At 49.3% G+C, this 15,996-nt stretch carries 15 protein-coding genes and 1 tRNA gene; 10 read left to right on the top strand and 6 right to left on the bottom strand.

Features of this window, described 5'->3' with window-relative positions; all coding sequences use genetic code 11:
• Positions 1-16: 16 nt before the first annotated feature.
• Complete coding sequence (locus H6F51_23970) at positions 17-688, bottom strand: hypothetical protein (protein ID MBD1825529.1); 672 nt, start codon at positions 686-688, stop codon at positions 17-19.
• Between the two features lie 247 nt (positions 689-935).
• Between H6F51_23970 and H6F51_23965 the strand changes: the two genes are divergently transcribed.
• The 4 genes from H6F51_23965 to H6F51_23950 all read left to right on the top strand — a co-directional run bounded on the left by H6F51_23965 (position 936) and on the right by H6F51_23950 (position 4,101).
• Positions 936-1,008 (top strand) — tRNA-Arg (locus H6F51_23965).
• 190 nt (positions 1,009-1,198) lie between these two features.
• Positions 1,199-1,801: a DedA family protein gene (locus H6F51_23960; protein ID MBD1825528.1), complete on the top strand. Its 603-nt coding sequence runs from the start codon at positions 1,199-1,201 to the stop codon at positions 1,799-1,801.
• A gap of 228 nt (positions 1,802-2,029) precedes the next feature.
• Positions 2,030-3,754, top strand: coding sequence for an ABC transporter ATP-binding protein (locus H6F51_23955; protein ID MBD1825527.1), 1,725 nt, complete (start codon positions 2,030-2,032; stop codon positions 3,752-3,754).
• A gap of 113 nt (positions 3,755-3,867) precedes the next feature.
• Positions 3,868-4,101, top strand: coding sequence for a hypothetical protein (locus H6F51_23950; protein MBD1825526.1), 234 nt, complete (start codon positions 3,868-3,870; stop codon positions 4,099-4,101).
• Here H6F51_23950 and H6F51_23945 read toward each other — a convergent pair.
• A complete protein-coding gene (locus H6F51_23945; GenBank protein MBD1825525.1) occupies positions 4,098-4,808 on the bottom strand; it encodes a Crp/Fnr family transcriptional regulator in 711 nt (236 codons plus the stop codon). The two genes, H6F51_23950 and H6F51_23945, sit on opposite strands and share 4 nt — an antisense overlap.
• 353 nt (positions 4,809-5,161) lie before the next feature.
• Between H6F51_23945 and H6F51_23940 the strand changes: the two genes are divergently transcribed.
• From H6F51_23940 to pgsA, 3 genes are all read left to right on the top strand, one after another.
• The gene (locus tag H6F51_23940) at positions 5,162-6,190 is read left to right on the top strand and encodes a hypothetical protein (protein ID MBD1825524.1); all 1,029 of its coding nucleotides are present in this window, start codon (positions 5,162-5,164) and stop codon (positions 6,188-6,190) included.
• Positions 6,191-6,425: 235 nt separating this feature from the next.
• Entirely contained in the window at positions 6,426-7,100 is a 675-nt protein-coding gene (locus H6F51_23935) for a sugar transferase (GenBank protein ID MBD1825523.1), read from the top strand.
• A 102-nt stretch (positions 7,101-7,202) separates the two neighbouring features.
• Positions 7,203-7,721: a CDP-diacylglycerol--glycerol-3-phosphate 3-phosphatidyltransferase gene (gene pgsA / locus H6F51_23930; GenBank protein ID MBD1825522.1), complete on the top strand. Its 519-nt coding sequence runs from the start codon at positions 7,203-7,205 to the stop codon at positions 7,719-7,721.
• On the opposite strand, the gene plsY is transcribed toward pgsA, so the two are convergent.
• Genes plsY through H6F51_23915 form a run of 3 tightly spaced genes read right to left on the bottom strand, consistent with a single transcriptional unit; the run spans position 7,718 to position 9,902 of the window.
• Positions 7,718-8,404 carry a glycerol-3-phosphate 1-O-acyltransferase PlsY gene (plsY, locus tag H6F51_23925; GenBank protein MBD1825521.1) on the bottom strand — a complete coding sequence of 229 codons (687 nt, stop codon included), beginning with the start codon at positions 8,402-8,404 and terminating at the stop codon, positions 7,718-7,720. The two genes, pgsA and plsY, sit on opposite strands and share 4 nt — an antisense overlap.
• Position 8,405: 1 nt before the next feature.
• Positions 8,406-9,485 carry a DUF3086 domain-containing protein gene (locus H6F51_23920; GenBank protein ID MBD1825520.1) on the bottom strand — a complete coding sequence of 360 codons (1,080 nt, stop codon included), beginning with the start codon at positions 9,483-9,485 and terminating at the stop codon, positions 8,406-8,408.
• A gap of 30 nt (positions 9,486-9,515) precedes the next feature.
• Positions 9,516-9,902: a DUF3119 family protein gene (locus H6F51_23915; protein ID MBD1825519.1), complete on the bottom strand. Its 387-nt coding sequence runs from the start codon at positions 9,900-9,902 to the stop codon at positions 9,516-9,518.
• 104 nt (positions 9,903-10,006) lie between these two features.
• Here H6F51_23915 and H6F51_23910 point away from each other — a divergent pair, with 104 nt between their 5' ends.
• The 3 genes from H6F51_23910 (at position 10,007) to H6F51_23900 (ending at position 12,170) form a co-directional block, all read left to right on the top strand.
• A complete protein-coding gene (locus tag H6F51_23910; GenBank protein MBD1825518.1) occupies positions 10,007-10,228 on the top strand; it encodes a hypothetical protein in 222 nt (73 codons plus the stop codon).
• 362 nt (positions 10,229-10,590) lie between these two features.
• Positions 10,591-11,223 (top strand): hypothetical protein, encoded by a 633-nt coding sequence (locus tag H6F51_23905; protein ID MBD1825517.1) that lies wholly within the window; start codon positions 10,591-10,593, stop codon positions 11,221-11,223.
• A 245-nt stretch (positions 11,224-11,468) separates the two neighbouring features.
• Positions 11,469-12,170 (top strand): hypothetical protein, encoded by a 702-nt coding sequence (locus H6F51_23900; GenBank protein MBD1825516.1) that lies wholly within the window; start codon positions 11,469-11,471, stop codon positions 12,168-12,170.
• Between the two features lie 188 nt (positions 12,171-12,358).
• Here H6F51_23900 and H6F51_23895 read toward each other — a convergent pair whose 3' ends face one another.
• Positions 12,359-15,931 carry a response regulator gene (locus tag H6F51_23895; GenBank protein ID MBD1825515.1) on the bottom strand — a complete coding sequence of 1,191 codons (3,573 nt, stop codon included), beginning with the start codon at positions 15,929-15,931 and terminating at the stop codon, positions 12,359-12,361.
• Positions 15,932-15,996 lie beyond the last annotated feature (65 nt).

The following is a 15,996-nucleotide window of genomic DNA, read 5'->3' as shown; positions in this document are numbered from 1 at the left end:
CAACAAGGGACAAAAGTTAAGACCAGAGTTTTCCGGTCGGGGAATGGTTGAGCCATTCGAGGAAACGGGTGCGTTCGCCTTGCGGCAAATCTTGCAGCGCATCCAAAACGCGATCGGCGAACGCGGACTTGCCAAAATACGCTTTGCCAAGACGATAGAGTTCTTGTAGCAAAACGTTTAAAAGATTTTCTTGCCAAGCTGGAGTCTGCAAACTGTTGAGGGGATTAATTGTAAGAAGTTGCTTCACAGCGGCAGGTGAATCCGTCTGAGGAAATCGCCATTGCTGAAAGATGCTGATTAAATCCCGCTCAAAGGAAGCGGCTTGCTTTGTACCCATCAAATCCTCAACGTCGATGTACATCGCTTGCAGCATCAATAAACAAGCTTGCGTAAATACTGCGGTAACGGTTCCTCCACCGTCTGGGACTGCTGCATCCTGGCTGAGCTGATCTAGCCGCACCTTCCCCCATACGCTGCATCGCTCTGGTTCTTCCAGCAGGACACAGGCTTTGCCCTGATTGTCGGTCAGATCGCGCCAAAACGATCGCGCTTCTTCTTCTTGCCCAGAGCCAAAGACTTGAATCAGTCGAAAGCTTTGTCCTTGATAGGACAGGATTGGCACTTTTTGATCGCGTTTAGGGTGCTGAATGCTGCTGATCTCAACATCCTGCCGTTTCAGAATGAACATAAAGCGGCTCAGGGCTAGAGGGTAGGGGGCGTAGCGATGTTCGCTATGATGCCTGTGGTGTTGAAATTCAACGTCACAGGGATTCTCCATTTCGGGTCATCTATTCTTTTGAATTCCCCAATTTGATGCTGTACTTTACACATGCTTGATAAAAATCAAAAAAGTACCAAGCCTAAATCGCAAAAGCAGTTAAATTTCGGTTACTCTAGATTTGCCGCGCGCCGCTATATTAGTAAATGACTGTTTTGGATCCTTAGCTCAGTGGATAGAGCAACCGCCTTCTAAGCGGTCGGTCATTGGTTCGAGTCCAATAGGATCCGCTTCCTACTTCATCGCTAATAGAAGGTGCAACTTCGACTTCCGTAAAGTTGCAATGGGAATTTTGCGGATTGGGTGGACTGATGCGTCAAAGTTTCATATAAGTTCATAAGATAAATCTCAGCGATCGCAGAATTGAGGGCGATCGCGCTTCAGTTCACCCACACAAGGAAGTCACGCATGAGTGCAGCACTGGTTGAATGGATTACCAGCACGATGAATTCCCTCGGCTATTTGGGAATTGGGTTTCTGATGTTTATGGAAAATCTGTTTCCGCCGATTCCCTCGGAGTTAATCATGCCGCTGGCTGGGTTTACCGTGTCGCAGGGCAAAATGAACTTTCAGTATGCGGTGCTGGCAGGTGTGGTGGGAACGATTTTAGGAACGCTGCTCTGGTATTATGCTGGGCTTTGGGTGGGTGAGAAGCGAGTGAGTGAGCTTGCCGATCACTACGGTAAGTGGATCGGGGTGACTGGTAACGATATTGATAAGGTCAACCGCTGGTTTTATCGACATGGAACGAAAGCCGTCTTAATCGGGCGACTGGTTCCAGGAATTCGGACGCTGATTTCGCTGCCTGCGGGGTTGAGCGGAATGCGATTGATGCCTTTTTTGGTGTACTCGACGATCGGCACCACAATTTGGACGTTTGCTCTGACTTATGCGGGGTACGCGCTGGGAGCGAATTATGAACTGGTAGACGAATATCTTGCCCCTGTTTCTAAGATTATTCTAGGAATTTTGGTTGTCGCATTCATCGTCTGGCTGATGCAGCGACGTAAGCGCTCGATTTAATACCGCTGGCTTTCTTGCTTCGGCTCCTGTTTTGAATTTGCCCATTTTGACGATGGGCTGCTTTGTTTCTGGCGTGTTGGATGATAGGGTGAGCTATTGGACGGGGAACAGATTGGGGCGAAAACTCTTCCAGGAAGAAGACTTCTGGCTGTTCCACAAATCGATTATTTTGGTTTCGTTTTCGCCTTCTGTTGTTGACATCTATCAGAAACATAAATCCAATCAACCTTGAAACAGCGTTCTAACTACTGGCAGCTTTTAGCTTACATTCGCCCTCAATGGCGCACGATCGTTTATGCCTTGATTTGCTCGGTCGTGTTTGCGGTGACTTGGCCCGTTTTGGCATTTATGTCTGAAAAGATGTCTCGGTTTGTCAGTGAGGGGCGACTGACTGCGATCGCAGAGACAGCCGGATACGTGATTTTGATTTGGGGCGGACAGAAATTAGCGCAATACGGACAGGAAACGCTGATTGCCAAAGCGGCACTGTCGATCGCGATGGAATTGAGAAATCGCACGTTTGCTCATTTGCAACGGTTAAGTCTGGCGTATTTTGAATCGGTGCAGACTGGGGATCTCTCGTACCGCCTGACTGAGGATGTCGATCGCGTCGGCGAAGTGATTCAAAAGCTGTTTAGTCAGTTCGTGCCGAATGCCTTGAAGCTGGTGGTGACGCTGGGCACAATGCTGTATTTCAATTGGCAACTGACCTTTGCGACGTTAGTTGTTGCTCCGCTGCTGGCTTCGCTCACAGCTTGGTTTGGCGAGAAGATGCGAAAGCTGTCCTATCGGAGTCAAAGCCGGATTTCGGATTTGTCGGCACTGCTGATCGAGATGCTCAGCGGAGTGCGGTTGGTGAGAGCATTTGCAGCAGAAGATTATGCGATCGAGCAGTTTCGCCGTGCCTCTGAACGCAATCGTCAAGCGAGATACGCAACAGAAAGGCTGAGAGCCATTCAGTATCCGGTACAGGGATTTTTAGATGCGTTGGGGATTTTGGCGCTCTTGCTGGTGGGAAGCTGGCAGATTTCGCAGGGCAATCTGACTGGAAGTGAGTTTGTCGCCTTTGTTGTTGCAGTTGCGATGTTGTTTGAGCCGATCGCAACGGTGACGCTGAACTACAACGAATTCAAGCAAGCCGAAGCTTCGGTCGATCGCGTGTTTGAACTGCTGCATATTCGACCGTCGATCGCGGAACGTGCCGATACTCAAGAGCTATCCCCCGTCACAGGCAGAATTGAATTTCAAAACGTTAGCTTTGCTTATCGACCCGATCGACCGGTATTGCAAGATTTAAATCTGCGTGTTCTCCCTGGAGAGATGGTTGCATTAGTGGGCGCGTCTGGTGCGGGAAAAACAACTCTGGTGAATTTGATTCCCCGCTTTTACGATCCGCAACAGGGTGATATTTGGATTGATGGCACAAATATCCGTGATGTGTCGCTCAAGAGCCTGCGCCATCAGATCGGAATTGTGCCTCAGGAAACGATCTTGTTTACAGGCACGATCGCGCAAAACATCGCTTTTGGACAACTCGATTTCGATCTTGAAGCCGTGAAAGCGGCAGCGAAGATTGCCAACGCGGATCAATTTATCAGTCAATTTCCCGACGGCTACCAGACTTGGGTGGGTGAACGTGGAGTTAATTTATCCGGCGGACAGCGGCAAAGGTTAGCGATCGCACGGGCTGTTCTGCTCAATCCGAGAATTTTGATCCTGGATGAAGCGACTTCTGCACTCGATTCAGAATCAGAAGCTTTGGTGCAAGAAGCGCTGGAGCGAATTATGCAGGGTCGGACGGTGTTTATTATTGCTCACCGATTGGCAACGGTTCGACGGGTTGATCGTATTCTCGTAATGGAAAAAGGGCGTGTGGTGGAAGCTGGAACGCACAAAGAACTGATTGCAGAAGGCGGACGCTATGCGCGATTTTACGCCCAGCAATTTAGTTAGCTCCACTAGCTCTATTTCGGGAAGTCATCCAATTTTGTTGATTCCAGATTACGGGTGAAAAATTCGCCTGCTTCGATTTCTGAATTGATCAATAGAATGGGGTGTCAAACTTTATGACAAGCGCTGTGCAGAAGCTCCAACCGCAATTACTTCATCAACTTTCCAAAACTGCGTTCTCAGCAAAAACTGCAAAGTTTCTGTTTATCGCGGTTCTGACTTTTGCGATCGCGCTCACCAGTTTCCCCGCCCAATCCGCACAGCAAACAGCGATCGCCTCCTCCGCCTCCTCGAATCGACCCGATCAAATTCGCAATCCATTATTTACTAATCCGGGCTGGCAACCCTAAATCATTAAGCGTTCGAGGGCATGAGCATCAGGAATACACAAAATATCGCGATCTCGCACAATCAAGCCCTTCTTCTCTAGCTTGCTCAACACTCGCGTTACCGTTTCCCGCGCCAATCCGCTCAAACTGCTTAACTCCCGATGCGGCAAATTCGGAATTTCTGTGCCGTTCTGTCCTCGCTTCCCTTGTCCATCTGCCAAAAACAGCAGAATATCCGCCACTCGCGACATACTGTCTGATTCACGCAATCTTAATCGGCGATTCACCTGCCGCAATCGTCGCGCCATCAACTGAGCTAATCGAATGCCCGCCTCTGGCTCAGAATTGAGCAACTGCACGAAATCTTGAGCCGGCATATTCCCGATGACGGTCGGAGCTAACGTAATCACATCTGTCGATCGCGGCACCTCATCGAGCGGAGCCATCTCCCCAAACAACTCGCCCTTGCCCAAAATATTCAGCGTCACCTCTTTGCCATCGAGGTTGTAAGTGCGAATCTTCACCCAGCCGCTCAGAATGAAGTAGACCGAACTTCCCCAGTCATTCTCTAGCAAAATGACTTGGTTAGCGGGATGATTTCGCAGCGCGACATGAGAAATCGCTTTCTCGATCGCGCTATCTGGCAATCCTTGAAAGAATGGCGCGAGGCGAATCGATGCGTTAATCGTATTGATCGAAGTGTCGCGGAGAGTGTAACGGTCTTCCATGGAGAGTCTAACCACAGTGGGGCATGAAAACGAGCGCAGACTGATTCCTTGAATCGAGAGATGAGCTTAGAATGCCCACCCGCCTTAGAAACTGCACAGCTTTGTCCAGATAGACTGCGAACATTTTAGATGCTTTACTAGCTTTGGCGCAGATTTCCGTCCGCGAAAAAATGGCAACTCAGCCTGTGAAATGATCCTGATGACTGCATGAAGCTTTGTTTCGTGAAGTAGATCGATCGCAGAATTCCCTGTGACACTGGCAAAAGATGACTCGGTTCGGGCATTCTAATCTCAGCCATTACGATCAACCCGCCACGTTCCGTAGTGCCGAATTTTAGTCAAGGATTTTTGTTGTGACTGCTAACCCAGATCAGATTCAGCGCCTTCTTGCCCAGGTTCAAGAGGTTCTCGCTCAGGCAAATTCCCGTTTACCTTGGGGAATAGCGGCACAAGTTGCTCGTCAGCGCCAAGTGCTAGAGCAAGTTCGTGCCTATTTACAAGACGCTCTGTTTCAACTGAGTCAACACACGCCGGATCAAGCCGAAAACCAAGCTCAAGCTGCGGTGCAAACGGTGATCGAGGAGATGAATGCGCTGCGATCGACGCTCCTGCATCCACTTCATGCTGAAGTGTCTGGATTAATGCAGCAACGTAATACCCTATTGCGCGAAATTCGCCAGCTTGAGGCGCATCAAGAATTCTTACAGTCAAGTCTCGCCGCATCCCAAGTGACTGAAAACTTACCTGCGGGGAAACTTCAAGCGGTTTCTGATCAGATGTTGAGTACGCTAGATGCTTCGCTGCACGTCGTGTTTGAATCGCTACAAAAAGACATTCAGGCGTATCACAGTTCTCTAGCTCAGGGACTCGATAAGCTACATCGCTTGGGACAGGAAAGCGATGTGATGTTCTCAGGGATCGTCGATCGATTGACTACTCAGATAGGACAAACTGCGCTGGTGCAAAGTTCACCTGAGCAGAATCAAATCAGGCTCTCAATGCCCTATGCTGGCAGCGAATTACCGCCCGATCTACCTGTGAGAGTACGGCGCGAATTGGCTACTGAGTCGTGCAGCATCGATTCGATCGCGCTTCTGACAGAACTCATTGATCAAATCAGTGAGCGTCCTGTTACAGTTCAAGTCCTACCCCCTCGAAGTGGATTTAAGAGCGGTCAGGAAGCCCTAACTGAGTTGAAATCGTTGTTTGAGGGGGATGCACCCCAGGTCGAACCGGCGATAGAGCCAAATGGCTATCGCAATCTAGATCGTGAAACGGCGTTCGATCGACTGCGGACGATGCCGGCTTCATCGGAAGAGCCTGTGATTTTTTCACTTGATGGTGTGGAAAATCTATTCGATGACGATGCCAGTCATCAATAAGCCGGGCGCAATCCGGATCAAAGCTAGAATTCTCTATCAAAACTTCACAGAATTGCAGGGCGTTCAAAGGTTGAGCAAATATCGCTAAAATCTTGAAAGGAGCACCTGTTTCCCTGTGCACACTAGCCATGCCCACGTCCGTGAAATAATTTAACCCTTTGGACATCGTTTCATTGAAGCGTGGGTACACCGATTACTCAGATTGGCTACTCCTGTGATTACGTATACTAATTCTCTGATTCGCTCCGCTACTTGTCGCCATGCTCAAGATCCCACACCTTCAATCGCAGAAGCTTACTTTCCTCATGTCTCTACAAACAGTAGGATCAAGCGCACGATCGATATCCTAGGTGCTTTAGTGGGATTACTGATTACGGGCTTTGTTTTGCTCCCGATCGCGATCTCCATCCAAATTGATAATCCTGGTCGGATCTTTTACAGCCAGATTCGCTGCGGAATCGGAGGTCGCCCGTTTCGCATCTGGAAGTTTCGCTCAATGGTGACTAACGCCGATCGCTTGCAGCATCTGGTTCAAAACGAAGCGATGGGCAATATTTTCAAGAGCAAAGACGATCCAAGAGTAACGCGGGTCGGTCGATTCCTCCGTCGCACCAGCTTAGATGAGTTGCCGCAGTTTTGGAATGTGTTGCGCGGCGAAATGAGTTTAGTTGGAACTCGTCCACCCACGTTGGATGAAGTCAAACGCTATGAATTACACCATTGGAAGCGCCTAGCCGTAAAGCCGGGAATTACCGGAGAATGGCAGGTCAATGGTCGATCGGAGATCAAAGATTTTGAAGACGTTGTGGCGATGGATTTGGAGTATCAGCGGAAATGGTCGGTGATGTATGACCTGAAGCTGATTGTGAGAACGATCGCCGTCGTGCTGAATAAACATGGGGCTTGCTGAAAGCTGTACAAGTCGATATCTTCTTGATTGATCATGGGGAGAGTCCTTTTAGGATTGTCCCAATTTTTCTATGCTGGAGATAGTTCTAATTGGTGCGACTTGATGAATTTACCGACCTGGATTACCGTTTCTCGGCTGCTTGGAGTGCCGATTTTGCTTTATGGCTTGCAGTTCCCCACGGCTGAGACACGCTGGATTATGGTTGGTGTTTTTCTCGTTGCCGCCGGCACAGATTGGTTGGATGGCTATTTGGCGCGAAAGCTCAACCAGATTACAGATCTCGGCAAATTTCTTGATCCGCTGGTCGATAAATTACTGGTTTTAGCGCCATTGATTTCGCTTGTGGAACTACAGCAAATTCCAGCGTGGGGGGTATTTATGATTTTGGCGCGGGAATTGACGATCGCAGGCTGGCGCGTTGACCCGAATTTACAAAAATCAGTACAGGGCGCGAATTTCTGGGGCAAGCTTAAGACCGTGAGCCAAATTGCAGCGATCGCACTCCTAATCGCACCATTCTCTCAATCCTGGCAGCCTGCAATTCTCAGTTTGTTTTGGATTTCAGTTGCCTTAACCTGGATCTCAGGTCTGATTTATTTATTTCCTCAGAAAACCGTCTAGCTAAGAGTTCCTTCCGATTCCTCGATCTTTTGTCCTAATTTTGGCTCTGTGCCTGCGATTAATCGTTGAATATTCGATCGGTGCCGCCAAATGACATAAGCTCCGCCCGCGATCGCGAACAGCACATACGGCAACGGTTGAGCAAATAGCAGCATAAAAGCAATGACCGAAGCCGCGCCGGAGATCGAGCTAATCGAAACAATTCGCGTCATTGCCAAACTCAGTGCAAATACACCCAACGTTGCCACTCCTACCATCCAATTCATCGCCAGCAGGATTCCTAAACTGGTGGCGACTGATTTTCCACCTGTGAATCCGAGCCAAATCGATTTACTGTGTCCAAGCAGTGCTGCCAGTCCTGCCAGCGTCACCATCGCAGGCTGCCAAAAGCTGAAATCTAGTCCCACAACTTTCGAGAAATACAGCCACCCAGGAAGATGCACAAAGGCGTAATTCACCACCGCGATCGCCAGTGCACCCTTACCGATATCAATCAGGAGAACGACGAGCGCGGGAATTTTGCCGATCGTGCGTAAAACATTCGTTGCTCCCGTCGAGCCTGAGCCGACTTCTCGAATATCGATGCCCTTGAGCAACCGACCTGCCAAATATCCGGTGGGGATTGAACCGAGCAGGTAAGCAACGACTAGAAGCAGTGCGTTATTGATAAACCAAGGCACCATATTAGTAATACGATTGTTGCTGAATCATTTGTTGGGGACTGGGCGCAAACGCAAGCAGCAGAGGAAATTGAAGCAAAGCAAGGTTGATACTTTCTTCGCTTTCATCTACCACAATCAGCGGCAGTAATCCATCTTTGTCGCATCGCTCTGCTCTCAGCGCTAACTGCTCTGGAGCTTCAAATAATGCAATTCCACGATCGCTGCCAAAGTCACTGCGTGTCACACCCAAACAGTCCTGCAATCCTCGCCGCCATTCTCCTAAGCGCTCCGGCGAATTTGCCAGAATCAGCACTCTTAGACGATCGCGATAAAGATTGTACAGAATCGAAGTCGCTGCTGAGGCAATCAGAATATTTTGCAGGCGTGACCCCATTGTCCGCACTGCACCACGTCCGCCTTGTTTGAAAAACCAATTAGAAACGCGCTCTGCGTGGACTGGCTCAAAGGTGCGGCGCAGCTTCCAAACTGGGCCGTAGTAATCGGGCTGATTGCGGAACTGATCGAGAATGCTGCGAATTTTCTGGGCTTCTTCTTCAAACGCCGACTCCCCAAAATTGGGGCTTGGAGTTGCTTGGAGTTTCGCTGGTTCTGGGGTGGCAACAGGCGGCATTTCGGCTTGAAATGTAGGTAATTCTAATTGTTCTGCGGCGATCGCGAGATCTTGAAGACTGCCAACAAGGTAATCTTTGAAGCTTTGAACGCGAATCGCAATCTCTTGAGACGCGCCTGCAAAGCTGGATTTCATCTCATTGCGGATGCGTTCTTGCCGACGTTCTAGCTGCTCGATCGACAGTTGCAGCGTTTGTCTGCGCTGCTCTAATTCCGACAAGTTCTGCTGAACGACTCGCCCTAACGCATTTTGCATCTCCGACACTTGCGCTTGCAAATCATCGCGGGTTGCAACCAAACCCTCAATTTCTTGCTGGAGGGCTTGTTCTTGCTGAGTGAGATCAGCAAGCCGCTGTTCAGACGGCTGCTGTTCAGTAGGCTGCTGTGGATTTGGCAACTTTAACTCTGGTAACACTGCACCTGTTTCATTCGGTGCAGCTTCATCGGAAATGGGCAACTCATCAGAATTCATACGCAACACTCAAATCATTACGCCGCAGCACTAGACCTTGGGGAAACGCTGCTCAAGGCACATTCGTAACATTTTAGGATCAAAGATGATCGGGAGAAAGTGAATACTTTTCACCTCTCTAAAGTAGAAGAGAATGGGCACAGGCGACCAAAAGATTTCCCAGTTCTGCCAGTCGCGATAGGGGAATTGCCGAATAAGGGTTTCACCCCGGTAAATGTCTAAGTCAGTCGGTGTGAAGCGTAGCCGCAAAGTCACGCTCTGAATCAGCAGGAATGCCCCAAATAGCGCGATCGTGCCTGCAACCCAGGCTTGCACCCACAGGAGTGGAATCGCCGCCGCAATCAGAACGATCGGAATTGCATAGCTCGGAGCGAGTTCAACGGTTTGGTCAGATCCAATCAAGTTGGCATCAGTCATAGCGAATTCCTCGTACGTTAGGGACAGTTCTTATTTTAGATCGCTGCGATTCTTCAGACGGTCGCGCTACGATCGCTCTATATCTCAATTCAAAGGGTATTTGTATGTTTTTGACTGAACTTTCACCACTTGTGCAAGAACTGACTCAGCAGCCCGCTGCCTTTTTGGGGGGGTTATTTTCTGGACTATTGCGCCTGAGCCTAAATGAAGAACCCGTGAGAACTTGGCTGACTCAGCAAACAGGAACTACGGTCTATGCCGCAAGCCAGACCACAAATCCGCATAACGGTAACGGTAACGCACCGAAATCTATCTCGATTGACTGAGTTTCATCGTCCGGTTCAACGCTGTAATTCAAGAGTAAAGGAGCAGTTCTGTTTTGATCTGCTCCTTTGTTTTAACCGTTCATGAGATAAGTGACAACGATTGAAAAACAATTGAGCTTGCTAACGATAACTCATTAAAACCATTAAGGCTTTTAGACAGTTTTTCAAGGTTTCATTAAATACCAAAAAAGGAGGAAACAAAGTCTACAAAATGACAGAGAAGAATTCAGGAACAGGTTAAACCTTTCATGTAGAATTGATCTATAGGGGGCGCGTAATCTGTAGTTTCAGCACAGATTTGCTGCCAGTTTTTTTACTCTCTCTAATAAACGTTTTCATTCAAAGATAGTCGGAGTTCTTGTATGAAAGTCTCGAAATTACTCTCGCTTCAAGTGTATTTATACTCAGGAATGCTAAGTCTTACGATCGCAGGTACTGTCCATGCCGCGCCGACGGCACCCGCGCAGAAAGAACAGTCGTCTGCTGCTGGACAATCCTCTAGGGGTGCTTCAAAAACATACCAAAGCCAACTGGGATTTCGGTTTAACTTTACAGATCCATACGTTGTAGACAAGACTCAGGAAGGGAGAGGAACGATCGTCCTTAGAGATCCTTCATTAAACACTCAAGCCGTTGGTAGCGATCAACCTGCGCCGGTTGATAGTAATGTGCAATCTCAATCTTCTCCGGGAGATAAAATTACGATTTCAAGATTTGACAATCCGCAGCGTCTTTCTGCACGTCAATGGGCAGAACAAAATAAAACACTATCGTTTTTTGACCAGCAACAAAGCGATTATCGAAGTTACAATTTTGCGGGCAAACCTGCCGTTTCCTACTCTTGGTGTACAACCAATACTTGTGGAGATAGCATTATTGTTCCAAGCCGCGATGGGCGTACAATTTTCGTTTTGAGAGCATTGTATGATTATCCAGGCGATGCCGTCCGATGGGACTTTCAGCGAATGGCTGGAAGATTTCAGCTAACCCAATAGTTTCCTTACAATAGTCTTTCTAGAACAGCCTGAAACACGATCGTGTTTCAGGCTGTCTTGTTGAATAGAGTTTGGGAACTTCAGCAAAAAATTTAAGTCACTACAAGAGAACGCCGCCCAAAAGGGTTCGATGTAGCTTTTGCAATACTATATACATATGATCGAGGTTGATTACCATGTCGCGAGTTGACTTGGCAGAAATTCGGAATTTAGTCGTTCGAGGAACGTTATTGTCGCTAGGGGCAATGATGGTAGCGGGTAGTGCGGTGGTGGCACAGACTACCCCACCCCAGGGAGATGTGGTAATTGATACGGTGCCCGATCGCGGTGGATCAACCTCTCAACCGGGTGGGACAACGATTCCATCCCCAACCGCGGCGGGCACTCGGTTTGCCTGCCAAGTGAACAACGGACAAAACACAGTGATGTATTTTCCGGAGAGTCAACCGAGCCGAGCATATGCTTGGGCAGTTCCGAGTACATTGGGCGGGGGCTGGAGTTCCGATCGTCGCTGTAATGAAATCGCGCGCCGTTTAGAGTCGTATCGACCGGATGGCTTGGTGGAGATGAAGACCGGATTTGAGAACGGCTACAACACGATTTGCGTTACGACTGATCGCGTTCCGTCTTGCCGGATTGTATTGACGGTTCCACCCGGACAAGATGCGGTAACAACGCGCGATCGCGTGTTCCAAAACCTCTCGGTTGCAGATAGTGGTCAGCAAACTCAGGGTGTTCTCACGTATGGAGGGGGTCGCTCTAATATTCTCAATCAGCTTGGTCAGATTATTGGAATTCGTCGATCGACCGCTGCAACGAACGGGAATATCAACTTGAAGCCGTTCTTGTCGCCTAGAGATGGTGGAACGGGTGAGCGACTGGTCGGAGGTGTCCAGGTGCGATCTACTCGTCCGGGACAGGCTGTACCTCGGATTTTCCGTCGGTAGTAGGAGTGAGAGGCGGGGCGATTAGCTGTCGGAGGTGATTCGACCTTGATAAAGCTCCGCTTTTTGCAAAACCGCCTGCTCAGGTGAATAACATTTCACCATATCAAGCATCGAGTAGCAAAGCAGAAGATTCGTCAGAGTACGATCGCCTGTGTATTAGAGCGCTTCGGGTTGATTGTATAACGCAATCAACCCGAAGCGCTTTGAGAGTGTAGGAATTGTCGTAGTGCCTCCAGTATTTCGGCGATCTGGGATAGGAGCGTTGGTGCCTGGGTGAGGTCGTTGCTTGATGCCTGTTGTTCTAGGGCTGAGGTGATTGCCTGCATCTCATAAAGCCCAACATTTGCACTAGAGCCTTTGAGCTGATGAGCCAATCGGGAGATTAATGCTGCATCTTGAGTTTCTAGCGCAGTGCTAGCAGAACTTAAGTGCTGCTGAGAGTCATTCCAAAAGATTTGGAGTAATTCGCGCTCAAACTCTTTACTGCCGTCTGCGACTTGATGGAGATGATCCCAGTCGATCGCTAAATTCATGGGTTGTTCTACCGTTTGCTGTTCTAATAGCTCACCCCAATAAGTCAGTTTCTCACTGAGCATTTCCTTTGAGATGGGTTTACTGAGATAATCATCCATACCTGCGGCTAAGCAGCGCTCTCGATCCTCTAACATAGCATTTGCGGTGAGGGCAATGATGATACTTTGGTGCTCTACCTGTTGCTTTCGGATCACTCGCGTTGCCTCGTAGCCATCTAAAATAGGCATCTGACAGTCCATAAACACTAAGTTGTATGGAATTTGGCTCAGCATTTCGATCGCTTCTTTACCGTTAGCGGCAACATCTGCTGTATAGCCTAAGTGCTTCAGTTGATTCAGAGTGACTTTCTGATTCACGATGTTATCTTCAACCAGCAGAATTTTAAGCCTGGAGTTCGTCAGGGTCGGCAGAGTGCGAGGCGGAGGCAGTGTTGCTGGCTTCACAAGCTGAGCTGGAGACATCATATTGATGATGCAATCGAGCAGTCGAGCCTGTTTGACGGGCTTGATCAAGTACGCAGAAAATCCAAGCTCTGCCATGTCTTTTGCGCCTCCCCAGCGATGCACTGAGGTCATCATGATTAGCTTCGTGCAAGCTAAAGTGCGATCGGATTTAATCAGTAACCCCAGCGTCTCACCATCGATGTCGGGCATTTGCATATCGAGAATCGCCAAATCGTAGGGCGCACTTGATCGAGCGCGAGTCCGCATTTTTTGCAGCGCGATCGAGGCATTTTCCGCTTCATCGACTTCAATTTCCCAAGCTGAGAGTTGATAGCGCACGATTGTGCGATTGGTTTCGTTATCGTCTACCACGAGCAACTTCAACTGGGTGAGATCCGGAGTAGGAATGGGGGTCGCTTGTGCGGCGGGTTGCTCCGTTTGCTTCTTAAAGGTGAGTGTGAACCAAAATCTTGATCCGACCTTTGACTTGCTTTCAACGCCGATCGTTCCGCCCATCAGTTCCACAAGCTGACGCGAGATCGCTAAGCCTAATCCGGTGCCCCCACAGCGCCGCGTCATAGACGCATCGACTTGAGCAAACGGCTGAAACAGACGTTTCTGAGCCAATTCGGGAATGCCGATCCCGGTATCAGTGACGGAAAACGCGATCGTCGCAGTCGTCTCGGTTTGCGACTCCAACGCTGCTTTGATCACGACTTCGCCTTGCTGCGTGAATTTAATCGCATTTCCCACTAAATTCGTCAGAATTTGCCGCAATCGACCGACATCGCCTCGTAGTCCGATCGGAATCTCGTGAGAAATGATTGTGCCAATTTCCAGCCCTTCTGCAAATGCGGCGGGAGCAAACAAATCAGCCACTTCTTCGACACAAGCTGCGAGATTAAAATCGAGCGTTTCTAGCTCCATTTCCCGCGCTTCGAGCTTGGAAAAGTCAAGAATTTGATTAATTAACGTCAGTAGGTTGTCGCCACTTGTGCGAATCGTTTCGACAAAATCGCGTTGAGTCGCGTTGAGTTCGGTATCGAGCAGCAATCCGGTCATACCCAGCACCGCATTCATTGGGGTGCGAATTTCGTGACTCATCGTGGCGAGAAAGGTACTCTTCATCTGCGAAGCGCGTTCCGCTTCCGCTCGTGCTTGCTCTAGGGCTAGGTTCTGTTCTGATAAGGTCGATCGCTGTTGGCGCTCTTGGTCGAGCAAACGAGCCTGCATGAGCGCGATCGCCACTTGATCCGCCAGCTGAGTGAGAAATTCCACTTCAAACGCTTGCCAGGGGCGTGGCTGATCACACTGATGCGCGATCAGCAGCCCCCAGAGAATCGGCTCTGCTTCCTCGTCTCGATGCTGCAGAATCGGCACGACTAAATTGGCTTTGACTTCAAACCGTCGCAATAATCGCTTGTGGCAGGGAGTCAACGACGCGATATCAATGTCGTCGATCATTGTGGTGGCTCCCTGCTGATAGTATCGCCATGTGCCTTCTTTGAAGCAAGTATCTTCAATATGTTCGCCCAAGGCTGATACCCAGCCGTCTTTTACCGACTCCACTTCAACGACCCCATTCCATTGTGGATCAAAGCGGTAAATAATCACGCGATCGGCTTGCAAAAACTGCCGCACTTCCGCAACGGTAGTTTCAAGAATCTCATTGAGTTGCAGCGATCGACGAATTCGCAGAGTAATGGCTGCGAGGAGCTGCGATCGGGCGCTTTGTCGATTGGATTCTTCTTCGGCTTGTTTTCGCTCGATAAATTGTCCGACTTGCGACGCGATCGCCACCATCATCGTTGTCATGATTTCTTCATCGGGAGGTTGCACCTGCTGACTAAACAGGACAATCACGCCGATCGTGCCATCGCGACTGAGAATTGGACAGCCGATGGCTGCATGAAGTCCGGCTTTTACCGCTAAGTGCGATCGCAAAAATAATCTATCCTGCACGACATCGCTCATCCACAGGGGTTTACCGCCGCTCCAAACTCGCCCCGGCAACCCATATCCGGGTGCAAATACCCACGATTTTGAGGCGTTTGCAAACTCACTGGACTGTCTTCCTAATCGGCTCCAATGCGCGGTACAACGAATCCCATTGGTTGCTTGATCGGCAATCCACAATTCGCCAAAATCCCAGCCAATATGTTCACAAATCGTTTGTAGAAGGTGGGGAGTGGCATTGTTGAGGGTGGCAGATTCGGCTAAGACTCGCGTAACAGCGTGCTGAAGCTGTAGCTGCATTTCAGTTTTGCGAGTTTGAGCGGCAGACAGCTCTAGCAGCCGAATTTGACGACGCTGTTCTAATAGAGCGATTGCTTGCTGTGAGAGCGATCGCAGCGCAGCGCTCTGAGAGGGATCTAGGCGTTGTGGAGCATAATCCATCACGCACAGCGTTCCGATTGCCTGACCGTCTAGAGTAATCAATGGAACTCCGGCATAGAACCGAATTGGAGATATTTCCGCGCCAGCAGGATGAAGAATCGGACGTTCTAGTTCCGGCGCATCTACCAGAACTAGAACGTCTGATTGCTCCAGCGTGTAGGAACACGGGGACTGTTGGCGTGGAATTTCAGCAACGCCAACTCCAATTTTTGCTTTAAAGACCTGTCGATCGGCATCCATAAAACTAAGCAGCGCGATCGGAGTGCGGCAGAGATAAGCCGCTAACTCAGCTAAGCGATCGAATGCCGCTTCAGGGAGCGTGTCAAGAATGTCATACCCATACAGTGCGGTTAACCTTGCCGCTTCTTGTTCCGGTGATGCCATCATAGGTCTTTATTAGGAATAACAAGGCATTCCTTTTAATGTATGCAGGGCTGAATTATAGGTTGGAT

This window comes from Cyanobacteria bacterium FACHB-DQ100 (assembly GCA_014695195.1).
GTDB lineage: Bacteria > Cyanobacteriota > Cyanobacteriia > Leptolyngbyales > Leptolyngbyaceae > Leptolyngbya.
Note: the sequence above shows the minus strand (reverse complement) of the source record. Positions and strands in the feature narration are given on the sequence as shown.

Excerpts from the sequence above, each read along its gene's own strand:
- H6F51_23910 (MBD1825518.1), top strand. The coding sequence starts at position 10,007 with ATGTTTTTGACTGAACTTTCACCACTTGTGCAAGAACTGACTCAGCAG.
- H6F51_23895 (MBD1825515.1), bottom strand. The coding sequence starts at position 15,931 with ATGATGGCATCACCGGAACAAGAAGCGGCAAGGTTAACCGCACTGTAT.
- H6F51_23905 (MBD1825517.1), top strand. The coding sequence starts at position 10,591 with ATGAAAGTCTCGAAATTACTCTCGCTTCAAGTGTATTTATACTCAGGA.
- H6F51_23900 (MBD1825516.1), top strand. The coding sequence starts at position 11,469 with ATGATGGTAGCGGGTAGTGCGGTGGTGGCACAGACTACCCCACCCCAG.
- H6F51_23915 (MBD1825519.1), bottom strand. The coding sequence starts at position 9,902 with ATGACTGATGCCAACTTGATTGGATCTGACCAAACCGTTGAACTCGCT.
- H6F51_23945 (MBD1825525.1), bottom strand. The coding sequence starts at position 4,808 with ATGGAAGACCGTTACACTCTCCGCGACACTTCGATCAATACGATTAAC.
- H6F51_23950 (MBD1825526.1), top strand. The coding sequence starts at position 3,868 with ATGACAAGCGCTGTGCAGAAGCTCCAACCGCAATTACTTCATCAACTT.
- H6F51_23970 (MBD1825529.1), bottom strand. The coding sequence starts at position 688 with ATGTTCATTCTGAAACGGCAGGATGTTGAGATCAGCAGCATTCAGCAC.
- H6F51_23920 (MBD1825520.1), bottom strand. The coding sequence starts at position 9,485 with ATGAATTCTGATGAGTTGCCCATTTCCGATGAAGCTGCACCGAATGAA.
- plsY (MBD1825521.1), bottom strand. The coding sequence starts at position 8,404 with ATGGTGCCTTGGTTTATCAATAACGCACTGCTTCTAGTCGTTGCTTAC.
- pgsA (MBD1825522.1), top strand. The coding sequence starts at position 7,203 with ATGAATTTACCGACCTGGATTACCGTTTCTCGGCTGCTTGGAGTGCCG.